Genomic DNA, 25,716 nt, shown 5'->3' with positions numbered 1-25,716 from the left:
CTCCTAGACCTCGTGGAGCACGGCGGGGTCGAAAAGTGTCTCGGGAAGGTGGATGCCGAAAGCCTGCAGCCGCTCGCAGAACTTCGGCCGCACGCCCGTGGCGCAGAAGTGCCCGCGGATGCGGCCGTCACGCTCTACGCCCTTGCGGCGGAACGTGAAGATCTCTTGCATGTTGACGATCTCGCCTTCCATGCCGGTGATCTCCTGCACGCTGACCAGCTTGCGGCGGCCATCCGTGAGCCGCGACACCTGTACCACCACCGACAGCGCCGAGGTGATCTGCTGGCGCATGGTGCGCGTGGGCAACGACAGCCCGGCCATGCTGATCATGTTTTCCAGGCGGGTCAGCGCGTCGCGCGGCGTGTTGGCGTGGACGGTGGCCAGCGAGCCCTCGTGGCCGGTGTTCATCGCGTGCAGCATGTCCAGCGCCTCCGCACCGCGCACTTCGCCCAGGATGATGCGGTCGGGGCGCATCCGCAGCGCGTTCTTCACCAGCGCGCGCTGGGTGATCTCGCCGCGGCCCTCGATGTTGGCCGGGCGGGTCTCCAGGCGCAGCACGTGGTCTTGCCGCAGTTGCAGTTCGGCGGCATCCTCGATCGTCACGATGCGCTCATCGATGGGGATGAACCCCGACAGGATGTTGAGCAGCGTGGTCTTGCCGCTGCCGGTGCCGCCGGAGATCAGGATGTTGAGCTTGGCCTGGACCATCGCCTCCAGCAGTTGCGCCATTTCGGGCGTCAGCGTGCAGAGGTTGATCAGGTCTTTCACCTGCAGCGGATTCACGGCGAAGCGGCGGATCGACAGCAGCGGACCGTCGATGGCAGACGGCGGGATGATCGCGTTGATGCGCGAGCCATCCGGCAGGCGGGCGTCGACCATCGGGCTCGATTCGTCGATGCGCCGGCCCATGCGCGACACCATCTTCTCGATCACGCGCAGCAGGTGGGCGTCGTCGAGGAAGGTCACGTCGGTCAGTTCCAGCTTGCCGCGGCGCTCCACATACACCTGTTTGGCGGTGTTGACCAGGATGTCGGAGATGGTCGGGTCGGCCAGCAAGGGCTCAAGCGGGCCATAGCCCAGCATCTCGTCCTGCACGTCGGAGACCAGCCGGCGGCGCTCCGATTCGTTGACGGGGTGGTTGCCCTCGTCGATGATGCGTTCCACCAACTGGGCCAGCTCGCGCTTGACCTGCTCTGGCGTCAGGTGCTGCAGCCGGCTCAGTTCCACGCGGTCGACAATGGTCTGGTGGATTTCCATCGCCAGCTGCTGGTAGGCTTGGGTGACCGCCCCGTTCGCCTTGGTGACGCGCTGCGGCAGGGCTTCGCCCGCTTGCTGGAAGAGTTGCTCTCGCAATGACATGATGCGCTCCACTCGGATCGGTTATGCGCGCGCCGGCGCCGGCACCTGGCTGGCCTGGCCGAAGAGCTTGCGCAGCAGGCTGTCGCGGCGGGGCGCCGCTTCGGGATAGAGCTGGCGCGCCATGTCGGACAGTGCGCGCGCGATGGCGCTGGACTCCGCCAGCTGCAGCACGGGAACGCCCTGGTTGGCGGCGTCGCGTACCGGGCCCGGATCGTGCGGCAGCACGTGGCTGGCGCGGATGCCGAAACACTCTTCCATGGTGCGCAGGTCGATGGGCGCGTGCTTGTCGTGTCGGTTGATCACCAGGCGCAGGCGCTCGGCGTGGTAGCCCAGCGAATGGCAGATGTCACGCATCCGCCGGCCGGCGCGCAGGTACGACAGGTTGAGTTGCAGCACCGCGTAGATCAGGTTGCTGTGGTCCAGCACCATGATCGAGGCGGGATTGATGTCCTGGCCGACGTCGAAGATCACCACGTCGTATTGCTGACGGGCCACGGCCAGGATGCGCTCCAGGTGCGCGGCCTTGACCGCGCCCGCCTTGACGGGATCGCCCGCGGCGGGCAGCACGTCGAAGTGGGGGCAGACGTGGGTCACGCAGGCATCGAGCAGCGCCGCGTCGAGCCGCTCGATCTGCTTGCAGACCTCCGACAGCGCGGCGGGCGGGGTCTGGTCCGTCACCAGAAAGGCCGCGTCGCCGTATTGCTGGCTCAGATCGACGAGCAGCACGCGCTTGTGATGCCGGGCCGCCAGCACGTAGCCGAAATTGGCCGCGGTAAACGTGGTGCCGCTGCCGCCCTTGCACGAGATGAAGGACAGCACCTGGCCATCGCCCCGGCCAGTGCCGAGTGCGTGGCTGGTGCAGCGCTGCAGCTCGTCGCGAAACTCCTGGGCGTCGGGCGGCCACGGCAGCACGCACTGCACGCCGGCGCGCATCGCGCGCATCAGCACGTCGGCCGAGGGGCTCTCGGTCAGCAGCATGCACAGGGTTTCCGGATGCTCGGACGTGACGCGGCGCAACTGGGCGATGTCGTCGGCGCCGAAGTCCGGCGCGTCGAGAATCAGCAGGTCAGTGCCCAGCGTGAGCCCCGGCTGCGCCAGCGCCAGCGCCGGCGTGGCCCGTGTGCGCTGCACGACGTGGTTGGCGGTTTGCGCGATCATCCCCGCGACATACTGCAGGTGCGAATCATCGGCGGATACTACGGCGATCTTGGCCATTGCCTGCTCCTGGAAGCGTCATGCGGCGCGCCGGTCGCGCGCCGCGCTGCCTTACCGGCCCATTGCGTTGAGTCCGCCCGCCGCGCCCACGCCAACGGTGAAGGCGTTGATGTCGGACTGCGGCTTCGTGTACAGCGTGTTGTACCGGTCCATGGCGGCCGTGGCCGCCCGGCCGTCGATGCCGGCCACCGTATTGGTGTTCGACGATGCGTCGGGATTCAGCGTCTGCATGGCGCGCACGGTGCGCACGGCCTCGCCGAAGTGCGCGTCGTAGACCGGCGTGGTGGAGATACAACCGGCGAGTGCGGCAACGGTGGTGAGCAGGGTTGCCAGCGTGGCCAGGCGGCGCACACGCGCCGGGATGGAGAGGGTCGTCATGATGGGCTCCTTGATCGTGGCGTCGGCTCAGCGGTCGGCGGCCGGTGTGGCGGCCGGTGTTTCGGCGGTGGCCAGGATGGCGGCGGACGGTACCGGGGTGCTCGTCGTCGGCGCCGGGGCGACGGCCGGCGTCGCCGAGGCAGGGGCGGGCAGCGTGCCGGCCGGCAGCGGGGCGGCGGCCGGACGCGCCGGGTGGCCTTCCATGTTGCCGTTCAGGTAGACCTCGCCGGGGATGGGCGGCCCGAAGGTGTCGGTTGGCATCGGATAGTTCGGCGGCAGCGGCTTGACCAGGCGCGGCGTGACCACGAACAGCAGTTCGGTGCGGTCTTGCTGGAAGTTGGTGCTGCGCGTGAGCGCGCCGACGACGGGCAGGTCGCCAACGCCGGGCAGGCCCTTGATGCTGCCTGTGACGTTGTTCTTGATCAGCCCGCCGATCGCGAAGCTCTGGCCGTCATAGACCTGCAACGTGGTGGAGGCCCGGCGCGTATTGATCAGCGGCAGGATCGACGTGCCGGCCACATTGGGCGCGGTCAGCGCCACGCCCGTGGGCGACAGCTCCGACACCTCGGGCGCGACCTTCAGGTTGATGCGGCCGTTCTCCATCACCGTGGGCGTGAAGCGCAGGCCCACGCCGAAGGTCTCTTCCTGCAGGACGATGGTGGTGCCGGTGCCGCCAAAGCTTTGCGGTACCGGGATGAAGACCTTGCCGCCGGCCAGGAAGCTGGCCTCCTGCCCGCTGATGGCCATGAGGTTCGGCTCGGCCAGGATCTTGACCAGGCCATCGCCCTTTTGTGCGTCCAGCGCGAACTTCAGCGGCAGGTTGTTGGCCTTGCTGAACGTCAGCAGGTCGCTCGCGCCCGAGAGGAAATTGGCCAGCAGGCCAAAGCTCCAGCTGCCGAAGGCGCTGTTCAGGTTGACGGCCGAGCCCATCTGGTCGATCAGGGTCTTGGACACTTCCGCCACCTTGACCTCCAGCATGACCTGCTGCGGGGCCTCGACCACCATCATGTTGATGATGCGGGGGCTGCGCAGCGGCATGCCGGCCGTGGCCGGGTTGTTGGGTGGCGGCGGCGGCTGGAGCATGCCACTCTGCGGCGTTTGCGCCGGCCCGCGGGTCTGGCGGATCACGAAGGCGTTGGCGATATCGAGGATCTTTTGCGCCTGCACGGAATCGGACACCGTGCCGCTCAGCACCAGGCTGTCGGCGGCAGACGATACCCGCACGCGTCGGGCTTCCGGCAGCAGGTCGCGCAGCGTGGCCTGCAGGCCGCCCGGGTCGGCTCCGACGACGACGTCGATCACGCTGCACGAGCCGCTGCGGCCCTGCACGATCATGTTGGTGCTGCCGACTTCCTGGCCCAGCACGTAGAGCGTTTGCGGCGACACCAGCATGGCCTGCGCCACGTTCGGGTTGCCCAGCGTGCGGCCCTTCACGGGCTCGGGCAAGTCCACCATCACGGATTTGCCCACGGGCACCGCCACCTCGCGGCGTTCACGGATGGGGCCCACGCAGTTCGGGCCACGGGCGGGCGGGGCGTCGCGGTTCGCGCTGCCTGCATCGGCGCCGATGGTCAACTGCACAGGGCCGCTGGCGGCCAGGCGCAACGGCTTGCCCGGCGCGGCGGCGTTGGCGGTGTTGACCGCCGCTTCCACGCCGGCCTGGGCCTGGACGGTGCCGCCCCACAGGGCACCCAGTACGGCGACCGCGAGCGCGGTGGTCTGGAGTTGCGGTGACAGACGGCGCGGCACGCCGCAAAGATCGGTGACTCGGTCCATGGTGATCCCCCGGATGGTTCGCGCGGTGCCGAGAGCAGTTACCGGAACGGCCTGCTTCTTTCGGCGCGCGCTCCCCCTTGTTTCAGAAGCATTCCTGATTGTGTTGCGTACCGCTGATGACGCCGATGCAGGTGCCGGCAAACTTTTTCTCAGCGACGTGCCGCACCACCTGCACCGTCCTAGTCACGGGTGCGGCAACCGCGATGACGGGTTCCTTGAGCAGCGTGTTCTTGGTGGCGCCAGCCGTCAGCGCGGGGCGCGGGTCAACCTGGTTGCGCAGCACCAGCGAGAGCGTGCCCACGCTGCGCGCCAGGTCGAGCTTCTCGGCCTCTTCGGGCGAGACCTCCAGCGTCACGGCGTTCACCACCTTGGGCTTGGTCTCGTCGCGGTTGACTTCCTGCGCGACGGCCAGCACCAGGATCTTCTCGAGCACGATCTTGGAGATGGACTGCTCGTTGCGGTCGGCCGTGGTGCCGCCCTTGATGTCCTTGTCTTTCTGGGTATTGACGATGATGTCGACGAAGCTGCCCGGCAGCGCGAAGCCCGCCACGCCCACCACGTCGTTCACCCGCACGGTGATGGCGCGCTTGCCGTCGGCGATGACCGCGGACAGGCCGCCCTTGGTGCCCATCGGCGTCAGCTTCGACTCCAGCACGGGCTCGCCGCGCGAGAGGCTGGTCCTGGTCACGCGGCCATCGAGCGCGTGCTGGTCGGTGATGACGCCCGGCGGCAGGCTGGATGCGGGCCAGTCGACCAGCTTGACGATGTCTGGCGTGATCTGCTGGCCCAGGCTGATGTCGGCCGCGGCCACTGCGACCTTGATGATGCCGTTGCTGCCTTGCTGCAGGAGCCAGCGCGAGGCCAGCATGACGGCGGCCAGGCCGGCGACCGTCGCCACTAGCAGCATGAACAGGATTCGCATGTTTTTCATTTCCAGGTCCTCCCTCGTTCAGAAGTTCATCCATGCCCGGTGCGCCACGACGCGGCGGCAGAGGACTGGAATGGCCGGGCGGCCGGTACGCCGGTCGTCGGCGCGTTGGCGGCGATGCGGGCGGCGGCCCGTGGCCGGCTGGGGCCAGGCGTCGCGCGACGGTGCGCGCTGGCGATGCGGCGCGGCGCAGGCCCTGGCCTGTCCGTGCTGCGCGTGGATGCGGCTGCTTTCGTGCATGACAATTTCCCCCGTTCCTGATCCCTTTTGTCACTGCGCCGGGACCTTCTTCAGCGTTGGTTGGGCGCCCGGCCTGGCCGTGCGCGCTGCAATCGCCCTGCGTCGCCTTGCGGCGGCACTCAGAACACCTGCCACTTCACCAGCAAGGTGCCCGCCGCGATGGCGATCGCATAGGGCAGTCTCGGCGCGGCGCACGCCAGGGCCGGTTCTCCGGGCTCGCTTTGCCCAGCCGACGCCACCCTGGTGCCGAACGGCAGCGACAGCAACAGCGCCGAGACACCCGCCGCGGCGCGCCGCGACTCCTTGCGCAGCAGGATGGCGACGACGGCCAGCACGCCTCCTGCCAGAAAACTCACGATTGCCACGTGGGCACCGCCCAACGGCCCCATAAAGGCGCCGACCGCACCCATTAGCTTCACGTCCCCCGCACCCATGCCACCGAGCACATAGATGCCGAGGCAAAGGCCCATTCCCGTCGCGGTACCGCCAAGCCATTGAATGCCGCCGGCTGCCAACCCCTGCGTTGCGATCTGTGCCATCAGCGCGATGGCGAGTCCGCAACCCACCAGCCAGTTCGGAATGCGCCGCGTGCGTGCATCGCACACCGCGGCAATCGTCACCATGGCGACCAGGCTCAGATTGGCGAGGGCTATCACGATGGTCATGGCGCTATCCTGCTGGTGGTTGTGTTTTGGAATCTGGCCGGACCGGCCCCAGGCGCACTGGGCCGGTCCGGGGTGCCAGCGCGGGTCAGGCGGCGGCGAGCGCAGTGGCGACCGAGTTCCAGATCGTGCCAACGGCGGTCTTGACGGTGCCGCCATAGGTCACCATCACCAGGGCCACGAAGGCCAGCAGCAGGGCATATTCCACGCCGGCTGCGCCGTCTTCTTCACGCACAAAACGCTTGATGCCATTGAACATGGTGTTCATGTCCTTCTCCTTCACGTCATGGTTTGTGGAAAAAAGCGCCCGCTGGAGATCGGGCACAAGGTTTCGGCCGGAAACCGGCCGAGGCCAAACCGGATAGCTGTCACTGCCGTGACGTCTTGCCGGTTCCACCTGGCTCAGGGGCAAAGACCCAACCGAGACGGGCCCTTGCTTGCGTCCGATGCGTCGCCGCTCCCCGCGGCATTGCACCTTGTGGTTGCCCGCTGACCGATCCGAACCTCTCCAGGGATCGACCCGCGCCTGAAAGTGCTGCAACTCTCCCGGACGTTCCAGCGGGTGCCGGACCGCCCGGACCGCCACTGCAGCGTGGCGGTCCTTTTCCTCCCCTGGGTCTGACGGATGTCTCGCCCTTTTCCCGTCCCACTTGTTATCTGGCGCCTCCGGGATCCTGTCTGTCGCAGGACCTACGGGCTTGCCGTGGTTGCGGGACATAGAGCGACGAACGTGCCACGGGGGTTAAGTCGTTGATTTATATGGGGGTGGGTTTTTCGGGATGCGCCGTTTCCGAGACTGTGTAACCAGATGTATCTGGATCTGTGCAGGCTCGATAGCGCACTTTGCCCCGGCGTTTTGTATCGCTTACACGGCTTTGTGCCGTGTGAGACGCACCAAACAGGTGAAAAAGTGATGTATGCGAACAGCGATGCAGGGTTGCCACGGGGTGGGGCCACCTGGACCAAAACGTTGCATTTCTGGAGCGCCTGATAGCGCGCATTCGCTCAAGCTCATCCGTCTGGCATTGCCGGATGGCCGGGGAATGTCGATGCATGGATGTATGCACCCCGGCGCATGAATGCGCGGTAGTGCACGATCAGGCCGTTGCGATGGCCGATGCCAGGGTCATCCCTCTGGACGAGGCCATTTTGAGATGGCTCTCAGGCGCCACAACGTGTCATCCAGGCGATGGAGAGGAGGGCAAAAATCGCACCGCGCGAGCTCTCAGGCCGAATGGTTGCAGGTCTGAAACGTGGGGGGCGAGAAGGCGCTTCTGGTTACGCAACTGAAGCGCTTCATAAGGTATCCGGTTACACCGGGTTACAACCCCGCCTGGCACGGTTTTAGCGCGATGAGGATCAGGGTGACGGGGGCGATACAGACTCCGCAACCTGTTCGCGCAGCCAGGCATGGAAACGCTGGATCGCTTTTTCGCGCGGATTGCCTTCGCGCCATGTGACCCAGTAGTGCAGGCTGGACGGGATGCGAGTGGTGCCGATCTGCACGAGCTGGCCACTGGCGAGGTAGTCGTGGGCCAGTTGGGTACGCGCCGTGGCCACGCCGAGCCCGGCCACGGCGGACTGGAGCATCAGCCCGGCGTCCTGGAAGATCGGGCCGCGCTCGGGTTCGTCGGTGGGCAGGCCGGCCAGCAGCAGCCAGTCGCGCCAGGGCCGCAGCGCAAACCGCAGCATCGGCAGCTTCGGCAGGTCGGCCACCGTGAAGCCGGGGTACTGGGCCAGCAGGGACGGGCTGGCCACCGCGATGACATCGTCTTCGATCAGGTTGTGGCACGCGAAACCGGGCAGGTCCACGCGCTGGTGCCAGATGCCGACGTCGACGGAATACGGGTCGGGTGGTGATATGTCGGCGTGCAGCCGCAGATGCAGGTCGAGTTCCGGCGCCTGCGCATGCAGGCTGGGCAACCGGCGGATCAGCCAGGCGTTGGCCAGGTCCGCCATCACGCTGACCTGCAGCCTGACCACGGGCGGTCCCGCGGTGTTGCTGGCCTCGCGCAGCGCGGATTCGAGCTGGTCCAGCGCGGCGCGCACCTGCTCGGCCAGCCGCATGCCGGCGCTGGTGGGCGTCATCGACAGGCCCGTGCGCTGGAACAGCTTGGTGCCCAGGTTGTCCTCCAGCCCGCGAACATGATGGCTGATGGCGCTGTGGGTGAGCGCGAGCTCCTCTGCCGCGCGCGTGAAACTGCGGTGGCGCGTGGCGGCTTCGAGCGCACGGAGTGCCTGGAGCGGGGGCAGGTGAGGGTGCAGGCGTGGGGGGCGGGGAGGCATGGTCGTCAAATTCTACTCACAATTCTCGCGGGTATCTTTCGCTGGTCATGCACCACGCTGGTGACGACAATGCAGGGCATGAACGCAACGACCGCAACCCAGACCGCCATGGCGGCCCAGCCCAACCACGCTTCCAGCGCCCGCTGGCGCGTGCTGGTGGTGTTTTCGCTCGGCTTCCTGGTTTCCTATATTTTCCGCGGGGTCAATCTCGGGTTCGCCCCCTACCTGACGCGTGAGCTGGGTTTGACGGCAGGTGACCTCGGCCTGCTCACCAGCTTCTACTTCCTCGGGTTTGCTTGCGCGCAGTTGCCGGCGGGCATCCTGCTGGACCGCTTTGGGCCTCGCCGTACCGAGGCGGCCCTGCTGCTGCTGGCCGTGGCCGGATCGTTCGTGTTCGCCTGGGCGCCCGGCATGGCCGGACTGGCGGCGGGGCGCGCGATGATCGGCGTGGGCGTGTCGGTGTGCCTGGGCGCCGCCATCCAGGCCTTGTCGATGTGGTTCCCGCTGTCGCGCATGCCGTTGCTGAACGGGCTGGTGATGGCCATCGGCGGGCTCGGGGCGGTAGTCGTCGGCAGCCCGCTGTCGTGGCTGCTGTCGTGGACGGACTGGCGCACGGTCAGCGCGGGCATGGCCGTCGTGTCCTTCGGCATGGCGGTGCTGCTGTGGTTTGGCGTGCCAGACGTGAAGCGCGTGGGCAAGGAGAGCTTTGCCGAGCAATGGCGCGGCACGCGACAGATCCTCGGCAGCGAGCGCTTCTGGCGCGTGGTGCCGCTGACGCTGCTGAACCAGGGCATCTTCCTGGCTGTGCAGACGCTGTGGGTCAGCGCGTTCATGCGCGATGTGCAGGGCCTGACGTCCACGCAGGGCGCGCGGATGGTGTCGGTGATCGGTTTTGCGATGATGGCCGGTTGCGTGGGTGCGGGCTGGGCCGCGCGTCACCTGGAGCGTCGCGGGATCAGCCTCTACGCGTTTGCCGGTTTCGGCATGATGGGTTTCATCGTCGTCCAGTTGCTGCTGATGGCCCGGCTGTCGTTCCTGCCGCTCCCGCTGTTGTGGGCGGCGTACGGTGTATTTGGCTCCAGCGGGATTCTTACCTACGCGATGCTGGCGCGACGCTTTCCGGATGCGCTGATCGGGCGGGCCACGACGGCCATGACGCTGACGGTGTTCCTAGCGACCTTCGCGTTCCAGCTTGGCATCGGGTTTGTGCTGGACTTCTTCCCGACGACGGGCGGCCACTATCCGGTCGCCGCACACCTGAGCGTGTGGGCCGGCCTGGTGCTGACGCAGGTGCTGGCGGCGATCTGGTACCTGATGGAAAAGAAGTCCTGACCCCGTCAGGACCCGGCCCTACAGCACGATGGGCCGGTCGTCGAGTTCGTTGGGGTTGTAGCCATCGCCCGACGGGAAGTGCTCGGTCAGCAGCGCGTGAATGCGCGATACCGCGACCAGCACGGGGCGTACCGACAGGTCGCGGGCCAGGCCGTCGGCGAGGTCGGTGCAGATGCCCGTCCAGGCGCCCGGGCTGACGCGCGCGTCGATGCCCCGGTCGGCCAGGATCTCGATGGCGTGGTCGGCCAGGTTGATATAAAGCAGCACGCCGGAGTGGTCTTCCGTATTCCACACCTCCAGCGCGCCGAACAGCGCCCGCGCCCGCTCGCGGGGCGTGACGCCGCGCCAGGCATGCTCGACGGGCAGGCTGGCCTCGATCACCACGCGCACTTCCCCCCGGTGATGTTGCTCGCCTGTATGCACGGCCACCTGCAGCTGGTGTTGCGCCTCGGTCGGAAACGCCTTGCGGGCAATCGCCGACGACGTGCCGAGGTGCCGCAGCGCGCGCTTGAGAGACTTCTGCCTGTCCGATGTCGATGTCATCGTGGTTCCTGTCACCAGTTGCCGGAGGCGCCGCCGCCGTCGAAGCCACCGCCCCCGCCGCCGCTGAATCCACCGCCTCCACCACCACCACCGCCAAAATCGCCCCCGCCGAAGCCGCCGCCGCCGCGTCCCCACTGGCGGCCAATCTCATAGCCGCCCAGGCCGCCGAGGCCGCCTACGGTGGTGGTCGGCCACCCGCGTCGGCCGGTGACGATTTGCGGGCTGCGGCCGCGCCGCATCATTGCGGAGAGAAAGAAGAACGCGATGATCGCCAGCGGAAAGAGAACCGGCAGCCAGTCGCCAACCCCCGACGACGCCGGCCGGCGAGTACGGTCCGGTCCGGCCAGCCCTTCCTTGTCGATGGTGGCCTGGATGGCCGAGACACCGGCAGCCAGCCCGCCATAGAAATCGTTCTGCCTGAAATGCGGCGCCATCACTTCCTGCAGGATGCGGTTGGACATCGCGTCCGTCAGCGAACCCTGCACGCCGCGACCCACTTCGATCCGCATCTTGCGCAGCCCGGGCGGGTTGTTCTTGGCGATCAGCACGATCACGCCGTCGTCGATGCCCTTGCGGCCCGCGCGCCAGGCATCGGCCACGCGGATGCTGTAGGCGTCGATCGTCTCGGGGTCCGTGGTCGGCACCATCAGCACGAAGATCTGGCTGCCGCGCTGCTGCTCGTATTCCGCCAGCACGTTATCCAGCGCGGAGCGCTGGTCGGCGGACAGCGTGCCCGTCAGGTCCGTCACGCGTTGCGTGAGCGGGGGCACTGCGACGAAGCCATCCGCGGCGATGGCGATGGTCGGGAGCGCGAGGACCATCGCCACCAGCCACAGCAGCGTGGCCAGGCGGCGGGCGATGAACGTGCGCATGATGGCGGGCGTCAGAACTTGACGGCGGGGGGTGCGGAGATGGCCTTTTCGTTCTCCACCGTGAAGGACGGCTTGACCGGATACTTGAAGACCATCGCCGTGAGATTGGTCGGGAAGCTGCGCGCCAGCACGTTGTACGCCTGCACCGCCGCGATATAGCGCTGCCGCGCCACGGTGATGCGGTTCTCGGTGCCTTCCAGCTGGGATTGCAGGTCGCGGAACGCCGCATCGGCCTTCAGCTGGGGATAGTTCTCTGACACGGCCAGCAGTCGCGACAGCGCGCTGGTCAGCTGACCCTGTGCCTGCTGGAAGCGCGCGAAGGCTTCCGGGTCGTTGAGGGTCTCGGGCGTGACCTGGATGCTCGTGGCCTGCGCGCGGGCCTTGGTGACGGCCTCGAGCGTCTCGCGCTCGTGGCTGGCATAGCCCTTCACGGTGGCGACGAGGTTCGGGATCAGGTCGGCGCGGCGCTGGTACTGGTTGACAACTTCGCCCCAGGCTGCCTTGACGGCTTCGTCCTTGGACTGGAAGTCGTTGTAGCCGCAGGCCGACAGCAGGCTGGCCAGCATGGCGAGGACCAGCCAGCGGAACAAGGCGGGCAGGGATGGGGTGGCAGCGCGCATCGATGGCTCCTGGGGTGGCCGGGCTCGGCAATTCCCAAGTGTAGCGCAGGGCCATTGCGACGCCGGTGGCATTTGCGAGCCGTGCGAGCCGGCTTGACCGGGCATGGCGCGGGCCGGTAGATTGACGCCATGCCGCGCCAGCCAGCCTGCCACCCCCTGATCGATATCGCACCCGAGACCGGCCTCGTCACGGGTCGCGCAGGGCTGGCCGCGCGCGCCAAAGCCAAAAAACAGTCGCTCATCTGACCGGAGCGTGCTGTTCCGTCAGATGGGCGACGGAACAGCACCGGCAAGACGGGTGATTGGCCTTTCTCTTTCTTCCCGTTTTCCCCGCGTCCTGCTCCGCCGTGCATCCGTCGGTTTCCGAATCGGTCGATCCGGAGCAATTCCATGCAAGACATGCAGACTTCCTGCCACGGCATCTGGCTGCCGCTGGTGACCCCTTTTCTTCACGACGACGTCGACCACGCCGCACTGCGGCGGATGGTGGATCACTACCGGCGCACCGGCCTGGCCGGCTTCGTGGTCTGCGGCAGCACCGGCGAAGCGGCCGCGCTCGACGAAGCCGAGCAACTGGCCGTGCTCGACACGGTGCTGGAGGCCGCGGGTGGCCTGCCCGTCATGATGGGTCTGGCGGGCAACCACCTTGGCCACGTGCTGGCGCGGCTGGAGCGGTTTGGCGATCGCCCCCTGGCGGGCGTGCTGGCGCCCGCGCCGTATTACATCCGGCCCTCGCAGGAGGGTTTGCGCGACTACTTCCGCCAGCTGGCCGACTGCTCCCGGGCGCCGCTGGTGCTCTATGACATTCCATACCGCACCGGCGCGACGCTCACCCTGGAAACGCTGCTGGCACTGGCTGACCACGACAATATCGTCGCGATCAAGGATTGCGGCGGCAACGCGCGGACGACGCAGGCGCTGATCGCCGATGGACGGCTGGCGGTGCTGGCGGGGGAGGATGACCAGCTGCTGGGCACGCTGGCGCTGGGTGGGCAGGGCGCGATCATCGCGTCGGCGCATTGCCGGCCGGACCTGTTCGTGGCGATCTGGCGGGCCGTGGCGGAGGGCCGGCTTGCGGAAGCCCGGCGGCTGTTCCATGCGCTGATGCCGCTGGTGCAGGCACTGTTCGCCGAGCCCAATCCCGGCCCGGTCAAGGCCTTGCTGGCACGGCAGGGCTGGCTGCGCGACGCATTGCGCACGCCGATGACGCCGGCGTCCGCCGCGCTGGCGGACCGGCTGGCGGCACTGGTCGACGACCTCGAGGCGGTGCGGGCGGTCCCGGCCTGAGCCAGGACCGGGAACCGCCGCGGGCGGGCCGCGCTAGCGCTGCGTCGCGCGGTCCGCCCGTGGGGGGCTGAACTTGCGGGGGCTTGCCGCGAGGGTCGACCGGATTTGCCGCGCGGACTAGCTGTTCAGCCTTGCCGCGCGGTCTTGCCGTGCGAATTTACGTCGTCGCGAAGGCCCGGGCTGCCGCGTCCAGCGTGGTCTGGATGATGGCGTCGTCATGCCGGGCCGAGACGAAGCCGGCCTCGAAGGCCGATGGCGCCAGATAGACGCCCTCGTTGAGCATCGCGTGGAAGAAGCGGTTGAAGCGGCCGACGTCGGCCCGGGTGACCTCGGTAAAGCTGGTCGGCACGGTGTTGAGGAAATAGAGGCCGAACATGCCGCCGATGGCGTCGGCGGCAAACGGCACGCCGGCGGTGCGCGCGACGGCGGTCAGGCCGTCGGCCAGCTTGCGGGTCTGTGCGGTCAGCTGGTCGTAGAAGCCGGGCGCCTGGATCAGCCGGAGCGTGGTCAGGCCCGCGGCCACGGCCAGCGGGTTGCCGGACAGCGTGCCGGCCTGGTAGACGCCGCCCAGCGGGGCCAGCTTCGCCATGATGTCGCGCCGGCCGCCAAAGGCCGCGGCCGGCATGCCGCCGCCGATCACCTTGCCCAGGCAAGTCATGTCCGGCCGGATGCCGTAGTGGGCCTGCGCGCCGCCCAGCGCCACGCGGAAGCCCGTCATCACTTCGTCGAAGATCAGCACGGCGCCATGCTCGCTGCACAGGTTGCGCATGCTGTTCAGGAAGGCTTCGCTGGCGCGCACCAGGTTCATGTTGCCGGCCACCGGTTCCACGATCACGGCGGCGATCTCACCCTTGTGGCGGCCAAACGCTTCTTCCAGCTGGGCGACGTTGTTGTACTCCAGCACCATCGTGTGGCGCGTGACGTCGGCCGGCACCCCGGCGGACGAGGGCGCGTTCTGGGTGGTATCGGCAAAGGTCAGCAGGCCGGAGCCGGCCTTGACCAGCAGGCTGTCGGCGTGGCCGTGGTAGCAACCCTCGAACTTGATGATCAGGTCCCGGCCCGTGAACCCGCGCGCCAGGCGCAGGGCGCTCATGGTCGCCTCGGTGCCCGACGACACCAGCCGCACCTGCTCGATCGACGGCACGAGCTTGCAGATTTCCTCGGCCATCTCGATCTCGGCCTCGGTCGGGGCGCCAAACGAGAAACTGTGGGCGGCGGTGTCCTGCACGGCGCGGACCACGTCCGGGTGGGCGTGGCCGACGATCATCGGACCCCAGGAGCCGATGTAGTCGATATAGCGCTGGCCGTCGGCATCCCACATGTACGCGCCCTCGGCGCGGGTGATGAAGCGCGGCGTGCCGCCCACGGAACGGAAGGCGCGCACGGGCGAATTGACGCCGCCGGGGATGGTCTGCTGGGCGCGGTCGAAGAGCTGCTGGTTACGGGACATGGAGTGGCCTGAATCAAATGCTGGAGGAAAACGCGTCCGGCCGGGGGCGGAGTCGGGACCCGTGCCTAAAAAGCGGGCAAGGTGAGTGAAATGCGTGCCGTTTGAACGGCATCTGCACGCTAACATGCGCGAACGCGGCGATACTGGCAAGATCGCGCCCGGCCATGGGTGGCGTCATCGGCGCTGTTTCTGTACCATCTGCGCTGGATTTTAATGGAGAGTGGCAAGAGCCTGCATATGGAATACAAGACTTGGATGTGCCTGATCTGCGGTTGGATCTATGACGAGGCCACCGGCGCCCCGGAAGACGGCATCGCCCCGGGTACCAAATGGGAAGACGTGCCCATCAACTGGACTTGCCCGGAATGCGGTGCCCGCAAGGAAGATTTCGAGATGGTGGCGATCTGACGCCAGCCGTCCGGGAAGTGCCGCCGCGTCGCGCCAAAGCGACAGATCGGCGGGCTGCGCCGGGCTGTCCGGATTGACGGCCCCAGCACGAGTTGTCACACTTTGCAGCAAAACTGAACACCCGTCCCGGCTGCGTTGGCACGTCAGGGGCGGCAAAAACATAGCAGCGCACAGGCAGGCACGGTAAAGCGTGCCGCCAGCACCGGCCGGTTAGCCGGCTTTTTTTGACTGGGAATGAGGGGCGACATCCATCGGATGCCGCTTTGCAAATCGGGGGCCGCCGGCACGCAACGCGTGGTGCCGTGCGGGTGTTCTCAAGTGAATGCCGACGTCTGCCATGCAGACAGCCGGTCGCGGGAACAAAATGCGGGTCGCTCAAACAGAACAAGACAACAAGTCTGTCGATGGGGTCAACGCCGGCACGGAATCCGGTGCCGCCGATACCGGCAAGGCAGCGGCATCGCGCCGCAAGATCCTCGTCATCGACGATTCCAGCACCATCCGCCGCACGGCGGAGATCTTCCTTTCACAGGCAGGCTATCAGGTCATGCTGGCGGAGGATGGCTTCGAGGCGCTCGCCAAGGTTGGCGACATGCACCCGGACGTCATCTTCTGCGACATCCTGATGCCCCGCCTGGACGGGTACCAGACCTGTTCCCTGATCAAGAAAAGCCCGCGGTTCCACGCGATCCCCGTCATCATGCTGTCGTCCCGCGATGGCGTGTTCGACCGGTCGCGCGGCAAGCTCGTCGGCGCGCATGACCATCTTGCCAAGCCCTTTTCCCGCGAAGCCCTGCTGCAGGCCGTACAGGCCTGCCTCGGAGGCTGCGCACAGGACGAGGGCGCGGCCGTGGCGGCCTGAAGCCCGCCACTGAAGCAACCAGGAAATAAGCAATGACCATCAGCAAAATCCTTATCGTCGACGATTCCCCCACCGAAGCCCTGTTCATGTCGGACCTGCTCGGCAAGAAGGGCTTCAAGGTCTCCGTGGCCGGCAACAGTGACCAGGCCATGGCCCGACTGGAAGCGGAACCCTTCGACCTGATCCTGATGGATGTGGTCATGCCGGGCCAGAACGGCTACCAGACCACTCGCGCGATCAAGCGCGACGACCGCTTCAAGGACATTCCCGTGATCATGTGCACCAGCAAGGGCCTGGACACGGACCGCATCTGGGGCATGCGCCAGGGCGCATCGGACTACATCGTCAAGCCGGTGGACAGCGAGGAGCTGCTGTCCAAGATCGCCGCGCTGGCGCACTGATTGCCCGGGTCGTATCGAAGCACAAGACCGGGCGTCCCGCGGGACGCCCGAAGAATTTGCAGGGCCGGACGCGCATCGGGTGCGAGCCGGCCATCGTGCCCGCCGCCGTGGCGGTCCCATCTCCACCGGTAATCCGATCATGAACGCGCCGCGCCAAGACATCCGTGCCCGCCAGACCCGCCTGCAGGACTATCAGGCCATGCTGGCCCGGCGCCTGCGGGAAGCGCGCAACCTGCCGGCCGTCGACAGCTACCTGGCGGTGCTGATCGGACAGCGCCAATGGCTGCTGCCGTTGCCGGAGACCGGCGAGGTGCTGGAACTGCGCCAGCCCGCCGGCGTGCCGCTGACCCAGCCGTGGTATCGCGGCCTGGTCAATGCGCGGGGCAATCTGCTGGGCGTGATCGATTTCTCCATGTTCTGCGGCGACGCCCCCACTCCAGTACAGCCGGGCAGCAAGATCGTGGTGCTGTCGCGCCAGGTGGAGCGCGCGTGCGGGATCATCGCCACGCGCGTCGTGGGGCTGCGCCATGCCGGCGATCTGACGCCGGCGCCTGGCGATGCCCCGGAGGGCTGGTGCGGCGCGCATTTTGCCGACCGCGACGGACGTGACTGGCAGGTGCTGGACATCCGGCAACTGCTGGATTCCCCGGTGTTCCTGCAGGCCGGGCGCGTGGCGGCCTGACGAAGCAGGTTTGCCCGGGTTGGACGGGGAGCGCCACCGGGCAAGGCATTGGCAGCAACTGACGGACCAGACGGAACAATCGGGAATGCCAGACGCTTCCGGGCGGCCGGCACAGTGGCAGATACCGCCAGAATCACTGGCGAGACGAAAAACAACGGACAGAGGGTTGCTATGGGTATCAAGAAGATGGGCCTTGGACGCCGGACGGCAGCGGCCGGCGCCGCCGCCGAAGCGGTTGCGCCGCGCGGGTCGGTGTTCGCCAATGCGGACGCAAAGAAGAGCGGCCTGGGCCGTACCCCGATCGAGCAACTGGGTGGCTGGCTGGCGCGCATGCCCTTTGCATCCCAGCAGCGCGCGCTGACGGTGGGCGTGGTGGTGTCGCTGGTGGCGCTGCTGGCCTCGGTCTACCTCGATAACCGCCAGGCGACCAACGGCGCGGCGCAGATCCAGATCGCCGGTGACATGCTGATGCACTCGCAGCGTCTCGGCAAGGCGGTTCCCGTGGCACTGCTCGGCAACGCCCAGGCGTTCACGCAGCTGCGCCAGTCCAAGGAACAGCTGACCGCCGACTTGCTGGCGCTCCAGACCGGTAGCGACGAGAAGCATGTGCGCGCCACCTCCGGCGCGGCGGAGCCGCTGCTCGAGGCCGCCATGACCTCGTGGAAGCGCTCGGAGAAGAGCGCGGCCGACGTGCTGGCCCAGCAGCCCATCCTGACCACCATCGGTCAGACGCTGCAGATCTTCAACGCCTCCAACCCCGAACTGCTCGAGGCCGCCGAACAGGTGGCCGCCATGAAGCTGCAGGCCGGCTCCAATTCCCGCGAGGTGGCCGCCTCCGCGCAGCTGGTGATGCTGACGCAGCGCCTGGGCAAGAACCTGAACGAGTTCCTCTCCGGCGAAGGCGTCAACCCCGAGACCGCGTTCCTGCTGGGCAAGGACACCAACACGTTCCGCGAAACGCTGGACGGCCTGACGAACGGTTCCGATGCGCTGCGCCTCGCGGCCGCAAACGATGCCGAGACGCGCAGCTACCTGCAGCAGCTCTCGCAGCGTTTCGAGGCCGTGCAGAAGACCACGCAGACCATTCTGCAGAACCTGCCGGGCCTGATCGCCGCCAAGCGTGCCCAGCAGCAGATCTTCAACGACAACGAAGCACTGCGCGGCGAGTTGTCGACGCTGCAGACCGCCTACGCCGAGGGCGCGCGGTTCCGTCCCTGGACCCTGGGCGCGACGATCGTCTCCGCCGCGGCCACGCTGCTGTTCCTGGCCGGGCTGGCGGCGCTGTACCTGCGCGACTCGCGTGTCCGCGCACTGGAAGCCGAAGCGCGCGAACGCGAAGCCGAATCACGCCGCCTCGACGAAAAGCGCAACAACGACGCCACCCAGAAGGCCATTCTGCAACTGATGAACGAACTGCAGGACATCGCCGACGGTGACCTGACGCGTCAGGCTACCGTGACCGAGGACATCACCGGCGCCATTGCCGACTCGGTGAACTACACGGTGGAAGAACTGAAGGAACTGGTGGGCCGCGTGCAGCAGACCGCCGGTGACGTGCAGCAGGCTTCTTCGCAGGTGCAGGAGACCTCGGTGCAGCTGGCCGCCACGACCGAAGAGCAGTCGCGCCAGATCCGCCAGACCGGCGAGTCCGTGGTGGAAATGGCGGACCGTATCACGCAGGTGTCGCGCGGCGCGGCCGAATCCGCCAACGTGGCGCGCGCGTCGCTGACCGCCGCCGAGCAGGGCCAGCAAGCTGTGCAGAACGCCATCGCGGGCATGAACGGCATTCGCGAGCAGATCCAGGAAACCTCCAAGCGGATCAAGCGCCTGGGCGAATCGTCGCAGGAAATCGGCGAAATCGTGGAACTGATCTCGGACATTACCGAGCAGACCAACGTGCTGGCACTGAACGCCGCCATCCAGGCCGCATCCGCGGGCGAAGCCGGCCGAGGCTTCTCGGTGGTGGCGGAGGAAGTGCAGCGCCTGGCGGAACGCTCGGGCGAGGCAACCAAGCAGATTGGCGCGCTGATCCGCACGATTCAGACCGATACCCAGGACGCCGTGCACGCCATGGAGCAGAGCACGCAGGGCGTGGTGGAAGGGGCCCGGCTGTCCGATAACGCCGGTGCCGCACTGGTGGAGATCGGCCGCGTGTCGCGCCAGCTGGCCGAGCTGATCGAGCAGATCTCGCAGACCACATCGCACGAGGCGAATCTGGCCACCAACGTGGCGCACCACATCGACGGGATTCTGCAGGTCACTGCGCAGACCACCGCCGGTACGCGCCAGACTGCGACTTCGGTGCGCCAGCTGACGGCACTGACCGAAGAACTGCGTAACTCGGTGTCGCGGTTCAAGATCGCCTGACACCCGCCTGCGGGTGCAACGGAACTGGTCATGTCTTTGAATTCCCCTGTATCGAGCGACGTGGCCGAACTGGCCGCGCCGCAATCGTCCCAAGCGCCGGAAGCGGCGCCGGTGCCGCCGGCGGAAGCGCCAGCCGTGCCGCAGCGCGACCTGTCCGTGCTGGCCTGGCTGGCGCCCAGCCTGCGTTCGGCGCTTGACGACGCCGCCACGGAGCTTGGCCACTATGTGGACGAGATCCAGCAGGCGCCGGAGGCGCTGGGCGCGCGCGACACCACGTCGCTGCGCCTGGCCGGCCAGCAGCTGCACCAGGCAGCGGGCGCCGTGCATATCGTCGGCCTGCGCGGGGTGGATGCGTACTGCCAGGCGCTGCGCCGCCTGCTGGAAGCGATCGACGCCGGCACCGTGGCCCCGACTCCGGAAACGTTCGGGGTCTTCCGCCGTGGCGTGCAGGCGCTGGCCGAGTACGTCGATGACCTGATGGCCGGCGATCCCGAGGATCCGCTGCGCCTGTTCCGCACCTACGCCGACGCGCTGACGCTGATGGGCGACGAGCGCGTGCATCCGGCCGACCTGTGGCTCGAAGAGCTGCAGATGCTGCCGGGCATCGTGCTGCCCACGCGTTCGACGTCTTCAGTCACGCGCGCGCGTCAGCGCTTCGAGGCCGCCTTGCTGAAGGCGCTGCGCCTGCCCACGCCGTGCGCCGACGGCGCGCTGCTGCGCGAGGCCTACCTGCCGCTGCAGACCGCGCTGGATGAAGTGCGCAACCACGAGCAGGACGCCCGCCGCACGACCGATACCCCCGATCGCGGCATCTGGCAGGTGCTGGCCATGGTGTTCCGCGGGCTGGCGCATGGGCTGCTGCCGTCCGACCTGCTGGCCAAGCGCTTCGCGGCGCGATCCCACCTGCTGTTGCGTCAATACCTGCAAGGCCAGGTGCGCGTGCCGCAGGCGCTGCTCAACGATGCCGTTTTCCTGCTGGTCAGCACGGCCCTGACGCCCGACGGCCCGGAAGACACCACGCCGCCCGCGACGCAGGCGGCCGTGCAGGTGCTGCGCGCCGATATCGCCCGCGTGCTGCTGGCCTTCCGCGTCGACCTGGCCCACGCCGTGGCGCGCGCCGACTATCGCCTGCGCTACTACGGCTGGCTGGATCCGATCGACACGCGCAACCTGCAGACGGCGGCCGCAGCCATCGAACGCGCCGCCGGTGACGACGCATCGAGTTGGGAGCTCGCGCTCGCCTCGCTGGCCGAAGCCGCGCAGCCGCTCGCCCAGCCGTCGCTGCAACACTGCCTGACGGCTGCCGCCGCCTACGCGGGCCAGCGCAACGCGCCGGGCGAAGCGCTGGGCCCGGTCGGCGTGGCGCTGTTCCTGTCGCGCGCGCTGGCCATGCCGTGGCGCGTCCACGGCAATTCCGGCCATGCGTCGGCCACGGAATTCGCACAACGCTGCGACACGCTGGCTGCCTGTCTGGCCGATCCGGACGCCACGGCGCCGGACTGGCTGGCCGCGATGGTCGAGGCCGCGGGCGCCCAGGCGCAGCGTGCCGAGGCCGTGTCCCAACTCCGCGCGCAGCTGGACAGCGGCGAGTCGTGGCTCGATACCTTCGACCGCAATGCCGCGCGCCCCGACGCAGTGAATTCGCTGGGCGATGCCGCCCAGGCATTTGGCGCGCTGCTGGCGACGCTAGAACGCCTGCAGGGAAGCGCCGCGATGCCGGACGGCATCGAGGAGGCCGCCAACGCGGCACTGGCCGCCGCGCGTTCCGTGCTGCAACGCCTGGATGTCTTGCGTGATACGGAGACGCAGCCCAGCCGCGTCGCGCTGCTGTCCGAGATCGCCGCGGAACTCGGCGCCGTGCATGCATTTGCCGATACGCTCGAATTCGGCCGCAGCAAGGCCGAGGTCGGCGACGATGACCTGCTGGCGCCGCGCCAGACCGACGTCGTGCCGGCGAGCGCGCTGGCCGCGGCCCGCGGTGCGGCGATGGATGCCATCCGCGTGGCCGCGGGCGCCGATTCGCCCGAGATCCAGCGCCTGCGCACCGCGCTGCAGGCCGTGAGCGACCAGGCCGCCATCGACGACGATGCCAGCCTGCGCCGTCAGGCCAGCGAAGCCACCACGCAGTTGCATGCCTGGCTGGCGGGCAGCGATTCCGCCGCCGAGCGCATGGTCGTGGCGCTGGCGGAGCCGCTGCCGTCCGCCGCTGCGCAGATGGCCGCGCAGATGGCCGTCGTACCCGCCGCGGCGCCGCTGCCGGCCGATGCGGCTGCCGTCGATGCGGAGCTGCTGGAGATCTTCCTGTCCGAGGCGGAGGAAGTGCTGGGCAATATTGCCAGCGACCTGCCCGGCGGACTGGACGTGCTGCGCGATGCCGACATGCTGAGCCGCACCCGGCGCGCCTTCCACACGCTCAAGGGTTCCAGCCGCATGGTCGGCCTGAACCGCTATGGCGAAGCCGCCTGGGCGATCGAGCAGGTGATGAACCTGTGGATTGCCGAGTCGCGCGAGCCGGTCCCCGAACTGCTGGCGTTGCTGCATCACGCGCACGACCTGCTCAAGGAGTGGGCGATCGCCCTGCAGGCCGACCCGTTCACGGTGCGCGACATCGCGCCGCTGGTCAACGAGGCCCAGGCTGTGCGTGACCCCGGCCAGGCTGCCGCCGCGCCGGTCGAGCCCGTGGCCGAAGCCGATCCGCTCGATGCGCTGCTGGCGGCCGCCGATGCCAACGATGCCGCCGATGCTGCCATCGCGGCCCACGCACCGGAGCAGGTGGCCGAGGCCGAGGACACCAACGTCCTGCCATTCCGCCTGTCCGGCGGGCTGGGCAGCGACGATGACAACTACAAGGTCATCGGCCCGGTCCGCATCGGCCTGGCGCTGTACAACGTCTACCTGCAAGAGGCCGACGACCTGCTGCGCCAGTTCGCCACGGACCTGTCCGAGTGGAAGCACGAGAATCATCCGTGCCCGAGCGAGCTCGCGCTGCGCGTGGCCCACACGCTGCAGGGCAGCGCATCGACGGTCGGACTGGAGCCGGTGCAAGAGATCGCCGAGTCGCTGGAACAACTGCTGCTGTTGCTGGGCCGCCATCCGGTGGTCATGCATCCGGGCGATTTCCGCCTGCTGGAGCAGGCCGTGGATCGCCTGCGCGCGATGCTGCACCAGTTTGCCGCCGGGGTCTGGCCCGATGCCGATCCGGCGCTGTGCCGCGAGCTGAACGACTTTGGCGAGCGCGCGCTGGTGCGCCCGCGCGCGGCGGTGTCCGGCCAGCAGGCCCCTGCCGAGCAGGAAGGCTCCGTGGCACGGCTGTTCGGCCAGATGCCACAGGCGCCGGTGTTGCCACTGGTGACCGAACCCGCCGCGCCGGCCGCCGGGCTGCCGCCCGTCACGGACATGCCGGTCAAGCTGACGCCAATCACGTCGCTGCCGCCGATGTCGGCGCCCACGCTCACACCTGTGACGGCCATCACGCCCGGCTCGCCTGCGCATGACGCCGTGGTCATTTCGCTGCCCACGCAATCCCGGCACGACTCGGTGGCCGTGGCGCACGTGTCGTCGCAATCGCCGGAGACACTGCAACCGGACGACACCGCGCTCGATACCTCGTCGCTGGACCAGGATCTCGTCGACATCTTCCTGGAGGAAGCGCACGGCAGCCTGCCGGAGCTGGGCAAGCTGCTGCGCACGTGGGAATCCGCGCCGGAGGATACGCAGCATGGCGGGCTCGTCCTGCGCGCGCTGCATACGTTGAAGGGCAGTGCCCGGATGGCCGGTGCCATGGCGCTGGGCCAGGCGGCTCACGAAATGGAAACGCTGCTGGAAGCCAGCGTGCGGGGCCAGCGCGTGACGCCGGATCTTTTTGGCCGACTGTACGCGTGGTACGACCGCATCCTGGCGCATGTGGATGCGCTCCAGAACGGTCGCCTGCTGCCTGTGGACGATGCCGATGTGGTGAACGGGCTGGTAGAGGCACCGGTCGAGCCCGCCGCGTCGGTCGAGGCCCAACCGTCGCAGGCGTCGACGGGTGCCGCGCTGGTAACGGCCGCCGCGCCGCTCGTGCCGGCGACGCCAACAGCGATCCCGGCCGACCCCGAGCGTCAGCGCGCACTGGTGCGCGTGCAGGCCCGTACGCTCGACACGCTGATCACCGATGCCGGCGAAGTGGGCGCCACGCGCGCACGTCTGGATAGCGAGCTGGAAGCGCTGCGCTCCTACCTGGGCGAACTGAACGACAACGTGGGACGTTTGCGCACGCAGCTGCGCGAGATCGAAATCCAGGCGGAAACGCAGATGGCCTCGCGTATCGCCGATTCGCAGCACAACCAGGAGTTCGACCCGCTCGAGTTCGACCGCTTCACGCGCTTCCAGGAACTGACGCGGATGATGGCCGAGTCGGTGAACGACGTGGCAACGGTGGAGCAGAACCTGCAGCGCGGCTTCGACCGCGCCTCGGGCGACCTGGCGGCGCAGGCCCGGCTGACGCGTGGCCTGCAGCGCGGCTTGATGCAGGCGCGCATGGTGCAGTTTGACGCGCTGGCCGAACGTCTCTATCGCGTGGCACGTCAGTCGGCCACCGAAACCGGCAAGGAAGTGCGACTGCTGATCAAGGGCGGCACGGTGGAGATCGACCGCTCGGTGCTGGACCGCATGGCCGGTCCGATCGAACACCTGATCCGTAACGCCGTGGTTCACGGCATCGAGCCGGCGGAGATTCGCCGCGCCGCGGGCAAGTCGACGACCGGCGCGCTGACGCTGGAAGTGCAGCAGGAAGGCAACGAAGTCGTGCTGACCTTCTTCGACGATGGCGGTGGCCTGAACCTCGCACGGATTCGTGAGCGCGCCATCGCGCGCCAGTTGCTGACGCATGATGACGAAGCCAGCGATGCGCGCCTGACGGAGATGATCTTCGCGCCGGGCTTTTCGACGGCCGATTCGGTGTCGGAGCTGGCGGGCCGTGGCGTGGGCATGGACGTGGTGCGCGCGGAAACCGTGGCGCTCGGCGGCCGGATCACGCTGTCGACGGATGCCGGCCGTGGCACCAGTTTCACAGTGCACCTGCCGCTGACCACGGCCATTACGCAGGTGCTGCTGGTCTCGCTGGGCGGGCGCCTGTATGCGATGCCAAGCGGCATGATCGACCAGGTCCACCAGTTGCGCGAGAAGCCGCTGCTCGAGGCCTATAACGCCGGCCGCTTCGGCGCTGCCGGTGCCGATGCGCCGTTCTTCTACTTCGGCACGCTGCTGGAAGAGAGCGCCGCGATGGCGTCCGGCCGCAAGTACTCGCCGGTGGTGGTGGTGCGCTCCGGCGCCGAGCGCGTGGCCGTCCACGTCGACGACGTGATCGGCAACCGCGAAGTGGTGGTGAAGCACATCGGCCCGCATCTGGCGCGCCTGGAAGGGATTGCCGGTGCCACCACCCTTGGTGATGGCGAGATCGTGCTGATCTACAACCCGGTGGTACTGGCCCAGCGCTTTGTGCGCGAACGCGGCGAGGTGGTGCCGACGACGCTGCTGCCCGCACCCGCAACGATGGGTGCCGTCGCCGAATTCGGGGCCGGCCAGCCGGTACCAGTGCCTGGCCTGGTGACGCAGCCTACCGTGATGGTGGTGGACGATTCGCTGACCGTGCGCAAGGCCAGCCAGCGGCTGCTGTCGCGCGCGGGATACCAGGTGGTGCTGGCCCGCGACGGTGTGGACGCCTTGCGGCAGTTGCAGGAAGTCATGCCGGACGCGATGCTGGTGGATATCGAGATGCCGAACATGGACGGCTTCGATCTCACGCGGAACGTGCGTGCCGACAGCCGTACCAGCCACATGCCGGTGGTGATGATCACGTCGCGGACGGCGGAGAAGCACCGCCGCTACGCGGCCGAGATCGGCGTGAACGTGTATCTCGGCAAGCCGTTCAACGAAGATGAGCTGCTGCGCACGCTGCAACAGCTGATCGGCGAGAAGGCGGAGGGCACGGCAGGGTCGGTGGCACAGATGCTGGGCGAGGCCTGAGGCAACACGCATCAGGCTTCGGGCATCAGGCGAAGCACTGCG

21 protein-coding genes are annotated in these 25,716 nt (G+C 68.0%); 8 read left to right on the top strand and 13 right to left on the bottom strand.

Features of this window, described 5'->3' with window-relative positions; translation table 11 throughout:
* Positions 1–3 precede the first annotated feature (3 nt).
* The 9 genes from AC1DOX_RS13620 to AC1DOX_RS13580 form a co-directional block, all read right to left on the bottom strand.
* Entirely contained in the window at positions 4–1,359 is a 1,356-nt protein-coding gene (locus AC1DOX_RS13620) for a TadA family conjugal transfer-associated ATPase (RefSeq protein WP_441622296.1), read from the bottom strand.
* Between the two features lie 21 nt (positions 1,360–1,380).
* Positions 1,381–2,574: a CpaE/TadZ family protein gene (locus AC1DOX_RS13615; protein ID WP_441622294.1), complete on the bottom strand. Its 1,194-nt coding sequence runs from the start codon at positions 2,572–2,574 to the stop codon at positions 1,381–1,383.
* Between the two features lie 51 nt (positions 2,575–2,625).
* Complete coding sequence (locus tag AC1DOX_RS13610; RefSeq protein WP_441622292.1) at positions 2,626–2,952, bottom strand: hypothetical protein; 327 nt, start codon at positions 2,950–2,952, stop codon at positions 2,626–2,628.
* A gap of 27 nt (positions 2,953–2,979) precedes the next feature.
* Positions 2,980–4,728, bottom strand: coding sequence for a type II and III secretion system protein family protein (locus AC1DOX_RS13605; protein ID WP_477101409.1), 1,749 nt, complete (start codon positions 4,726–4,728; stop codon positions 2,980–2,982).
* An 82-nt stretch (positions 4,729–4,810) separates the two neighbouring features.
* Positions 4,811–5,659 (bottom strand): Flp pilus assembly protein CpaB, encoded by an 849-nt coding sequence (gene cpaB, locus AC1DOX_RS13600; RefSeq protein ID WP_441624638.1) that lies wholly within the window; start codon positions 5,657–5,659, stop codon positions 4,811–4,813.
* Positions 5,660–5,677: 18 nt separating this feature from the next.
* The gene (locus AC1DOX_RS13595; protein ID WP_477101408.1) at positions 5,678–5,896 is read right to left on the bottom strand and encodes a hypothetical protein; all 219 of its coding nucleotides are present in this window, start codon (positions 5,894–5,896) and stop codon (positions 5,678–5,680) included.
* A gap of 119 nt (positions 5,897–6,015) precedes the next feature.
* Entirely contained in the window at positions 6,016–6,561 is a 546-nt protein-coding gene (locus tag AC1DOX_RS13590) for an A24 family peptidase (protein ID WP_092136332.1), read from the bottom strand.
* Positions 6,562–6,646: 85 nt separating this feature from the next.
* Positions 6,647–6,826, bottom strand: coding sequence for a Flp family type IVb pilin (locus tag AC1DOX_RS13585; RefSeq protein WP_369804572.1), 180 nt, complete (start codon positions 6,824–6,826; stop codon positions 6,647–6,649).
* Positions 6,827–7,917: 1,091 nt separating this feature from the next.
* Complete coding sequence (locus tag AC1DOX_RS13580; RefSeq protein ID WP_441619853.1) at positions 7,918–8,844, bottom strand: LysR substrate-binding domain-containing protein; 927 nt, start codon at positions 8,842–8,844, stop codon at positions 7,918–7,920.
* Between the two features lie 78 nt (positions 8,845–8,922).
* Between AC1DOX_RS13580 and AC1DOX_RS13575 the strand changes: the two genes are divergently transcribed.
* Positions 8,923–10,176, top strand: coding sequence for an MFS transporter (locus AC1DOX_RS13575; protein ID WP_441619851.1), 1,254 nt, complete (start codon positions 8,923–8,925; stop codon positions 10,174–10,176).
* Between the two features lie 18 nt (positions 10,177–10,194).
* On the opposite strand, the gene AC1DOX_RS13570 is transcribed toward AC1DOX_RS13575, so the two are convergent.
* Genes AC1DOX_RS13570 through AC1DOX_RS13560 form a run of 3 tightly spaced genes read right to left on the bottom strand, consistent with a single transcriptional unit; the run spans position 10,195 to position 12,211 of the window.
* Positions 10,195–10,719 (bottom strand): TPM domain-containing protein, encoded by a 525-nt coding sequence (locus AC1DOX_RS13570; RefSeq protein WP_441619849.1) that lies wholly within the window; start codon positions 10,717–10,719, stop codon positions 10,195–10,197.
* A gap of 11 nt (positions 10,720–10,730) precedes the next feature.
* Positions 10,731–11,591 (bottom strand): TPM domain-containing protein, encoded by an 861-nt coding sequence (locus AC1DOX_RS13565; protein WP_441619847.1) that lies wholly within the window; start codon positions 11,589–11,591, stop codon positions 10,731–10,733.
* Between the two features lie 11 nt (positions 11,592–11,602).
* The gene (locus AC1DOX_RS13560) at positions 11,603–12,211 is read right to left on the bottom strand and encodes a LemA family protein (RefSeq protein ID WP_092136340.1); all 609 of its coding nucleotides are present in this window, start codon (positions 12,209–12,211) and stop codon (positions 11,603–11,605) included.
* Between the two features lie 390 nt (positions 12,212–12,601).
* Here AC1DOX_RS13560 and dapA point away from each other — a divergent pair, with 390 nt between their 5' ends.
* A complete protein-coding gene (dapA, locus tag AC1DOX_RS13555) occupies positions 12,602–13,498 on the top strand; it encodes a 4-hydroxy-tetrahydrodipicolinate synthase (protein ID WP_441619845.1) in 897 nt (298 codons plus the stop codon).
* A gap of 157 nt (positions 13,499–13,655) precedes the next feature.
* Here the strand turns inward: dapA and hemL are convergent, their stop codons facing one another.
* A complete protein-coding gene (gene hemL, locus AC1DOX_RS13550) occupies positions 13,656–14,948 on the bottom strand; it encodes a glutamate-1-semialdehyde 2,1-aminomutase (protein ID WP_441619843.1) in 1,293 nt (430 codons plus the stop codon).
* A gap of 237 nt (positions 14,949–15,185) precedes the next feature.
* On the opposite strand from hemL, the gene AC1DOX_RS13545 reads away from it, so the two are divergent.
* The 6 genes from AC1DOX_RS13545 (at position 15,186) to AC1DOX_RS13520 (ending at position 25,674) form a co-directional block, all read left to right on the top strand.
* Positions 15,186–15,356 carry a rubredoxin gene (locus AC1DOX_RS13545; protein ID WP_011298773.1) on the top strand — a complete coding sequence of 57 codons (171 nt, stop codon included), beginning with the start codon at positions 15,186–15,188 and terminating at the stop codon, positions 15,354–15,356.
* A 364-nt stretch (positions 15,357–15,720) separates the two neighbouring features.
* Positions 15,721–16,218: a response regulator gene (locus AC1DOX_RS13540; protein WP_092136710.1), complete on the top strand. Its 498-nt coding sequence runs from the start codon at positions 15,721–15,723 to the stop codon at positions 16,216–16,218.
* Positions 16,219–16,250: 32 nt separating this feature from the next.
* A complete protein-coding gene (locus AC1DOX_RS13535; RefSeq protein WP_092136346.1) occupies positions 16,251–16,619 on the top strand; it encodes a response regulator in 369 nt (122 codons plus the stop codon).
* Between the two features lie 139 nt (positions 16,620–16,758).
* The gene (locus AC1DOX_RS13530) at positions 16,759–17,301 is read left to right on the top strand and encodes a chemotaxis protein CheW (protein WP_441619840.1); all 543 of its coding nucleotides are present in this window, start codon (positions 16,759–16,761) and stop codon (positions 17,299–17,301) included.
* Between the two features lie 171 nt (positions 17,302–17,472).
* Positions 17,473–19,668, top strand: coding sequence for a methyl-accepting chemotaxis protein (locus AC1DOX_RS13525; protein WP_441619838.1), 2,196 nt, complete (start codon positions 17,473–17,475; stop codon positions 19,666–19,668).
* 30 nt (positions 19,669–19,698) lie between these two features.
* Positions 19,699–25,674: an Hpt domain-containing protein gene (locus AC1DOX_RS13520; protein ID WP_441619836.1), complete on the top strand. Its 5,976-nt coding sequence runs from the start codon at positions 19,699–19,701 to the stop codon at positions 25,672–25,674.
* The last annotated feature ends 42 nt before the right edge of the window (positions 25,675–25,716 follow it).

It is taken from the genome of Cupriavidus sp. 01L415 (assembly GCF_056400065.1).
Note: the sequence above shows the minus strand (reverse complement) of the source record. Positions and strands in the feature narration are given on the sequence as shown.

Excerpts from the sequence above, each read along its gene's own strand:
- dapA (WP_441619845.1), top strand. The coding sequence starts at position 12,602 with ATGCAAGACATGCAGACTTCCTGCCACGGCATCTGGCTGCCGCTGGTG.
- cpaB (WP_441624638.1), bottom strand. The coding sequence starts at position 5,659 with ATGAAAAACATGCGAATCCTGTTCATGCTGCTAGTGGCGACGGTCGCC.
- AC1DOX_RS13565 (WP_441619847.1), bottom strand. The coding sequence starts at position 11,591 with ATGCGCACGTTCATCGCCCGCCGCCTGGCCACGCTGCTGTGGCTGGTG.
- AC1DOX_RS13535 (WP_092136346.1), top strand. The coding sequence starts at position 16,251 with ATGACCATCAGCAAAATCCTTATCGTCGACGATTCCCCCACCGAAGCC.
- AC1DOX_RS13590 (WP_092136332.1), bottom strand. The coding sequence starts at position 6,561 with ATGACCATCGTGATAGCCCTCGCCAATCTGAGCCTGGTCGCCATGGTG.
- AC1DOX_RS13545 (WP_011298773.1), top strand. The coding sequence starts at position 15,186 with ATGGAATACAAGACTTGGATGTGCCTGATCTGCGGTTGGATCTATGAC.
- AC1DOX_RS13525 (WP_441619838.1), top strand. The coding sequence starts at position 17,473 with ATGGGTATCAAGAAGATGGGCCTTGGACGCCGGACGGCAGCGGCCGGC.
- AC1DOX_RS13615 (WP_441622294.1), bottom strand. The coding sequence starts at position 2,574 with ATGGCCAAGATCGCCGTAGTATCCGCCGATGATTCGCACCTGCAGTAT.
- AC1DOX_RS13570 (WP_441619849.1), bottom strand. The coding sequence starts at position 10,719 with ATGACATCGACATCGGACAGGCAGAAGTCTCTCAAGCGCGCGCTGCGG.
- AC1DOX_RS13580 (WP_441619853.1), bottom strand. The coding sequence starts at position 8,844 with ATGCCTCCCCGCCCCCCACGCCTGCACCCTCACCTGCCCCCGCTCCAG.
- AC1DOX_RS13560 (WP_092136340.1), bottom strand. The coding sequence starts at position 12,211 with ATGCGCGCTGCCACCCCATCCCTGCCCGCCTTGTTCCGCTGGCTGGTC.
- AC1DOX_RS13540 (WP_092136710.1), top strand. The coding sequence starts at position 15,721 with ATGCGGGTCGCTCAAACAGAACAAGACAACAAGTCTGTCGATGGGGTC.
- hemL (WP_441619843.1), bottom strand. The coding sequence starts at position 14,948 with ATGTCCCGTAACCAGCAGCTCTTCGACCGCGCCCAGCAGACCATCCCC.
- AC1DOX_RS13595 (WP_477101408.1), bottom strand. The coding sequence starts at position 5,896 with ATGCACGAAAGCAGCCGCATCCACGCGCAGCACGGACAGGCCAGGGCC.
- AC1DOX_RS13530 (WP_441619840.1), top strand. The coding sequence starts at position 16,759 with ATGAACGCGCCGCGCCAAGACATCCGTGCCCGCCAGACCCGCCTGCAG.
- AC1DOX_RS13585 (WP_369804572.1), bottom strand. The coding sequence starts at position 6,826 with ATGAACACCATGTTCAATGGCATCAAGCGTTTTGTGCGTGAAGAAGAC.
- AC1DOX_RS13520 (WP_441619836.1), top strand. The coding sequence starts at position 19,699 with ATGTCTTTGAATTCCCCTGTATCGAGCGACGTGGCCGAACTGGCCGCG.
- AC1DOX_RS13575 (WP_441619851.1), top strand. The coding sequence starts at position 8,923 with ATGAACGCAACGACCGCAACCCAGACCGCCATGGCGGCCCAGCCCAAC.
- AC1DOX_RS13620 (WP_441622296.1), bottom strand. The coding sequence starts at position 1,359 with ATGTCATTGCGAGAGCAACTCTTCCAGCAAGCGGGCGAAGCCCTGCCG.
- AC1DOX_RS13610 (WP_441622292.1), bottom strand. The coding sequence starts at position 2,952 with ATGACGACCCTCTCCATCCCGGCGCGTGTGCGCCGCCTGGCCACGCTG.
- AC1DOX_RS13605 (WP_477101409.1), bottom strand. The coding sequence starts at position 4,728 with ATGGACCGAGTCACCGATCTTTGCGGCGTGCCGCGCCGTCTGTCACCG.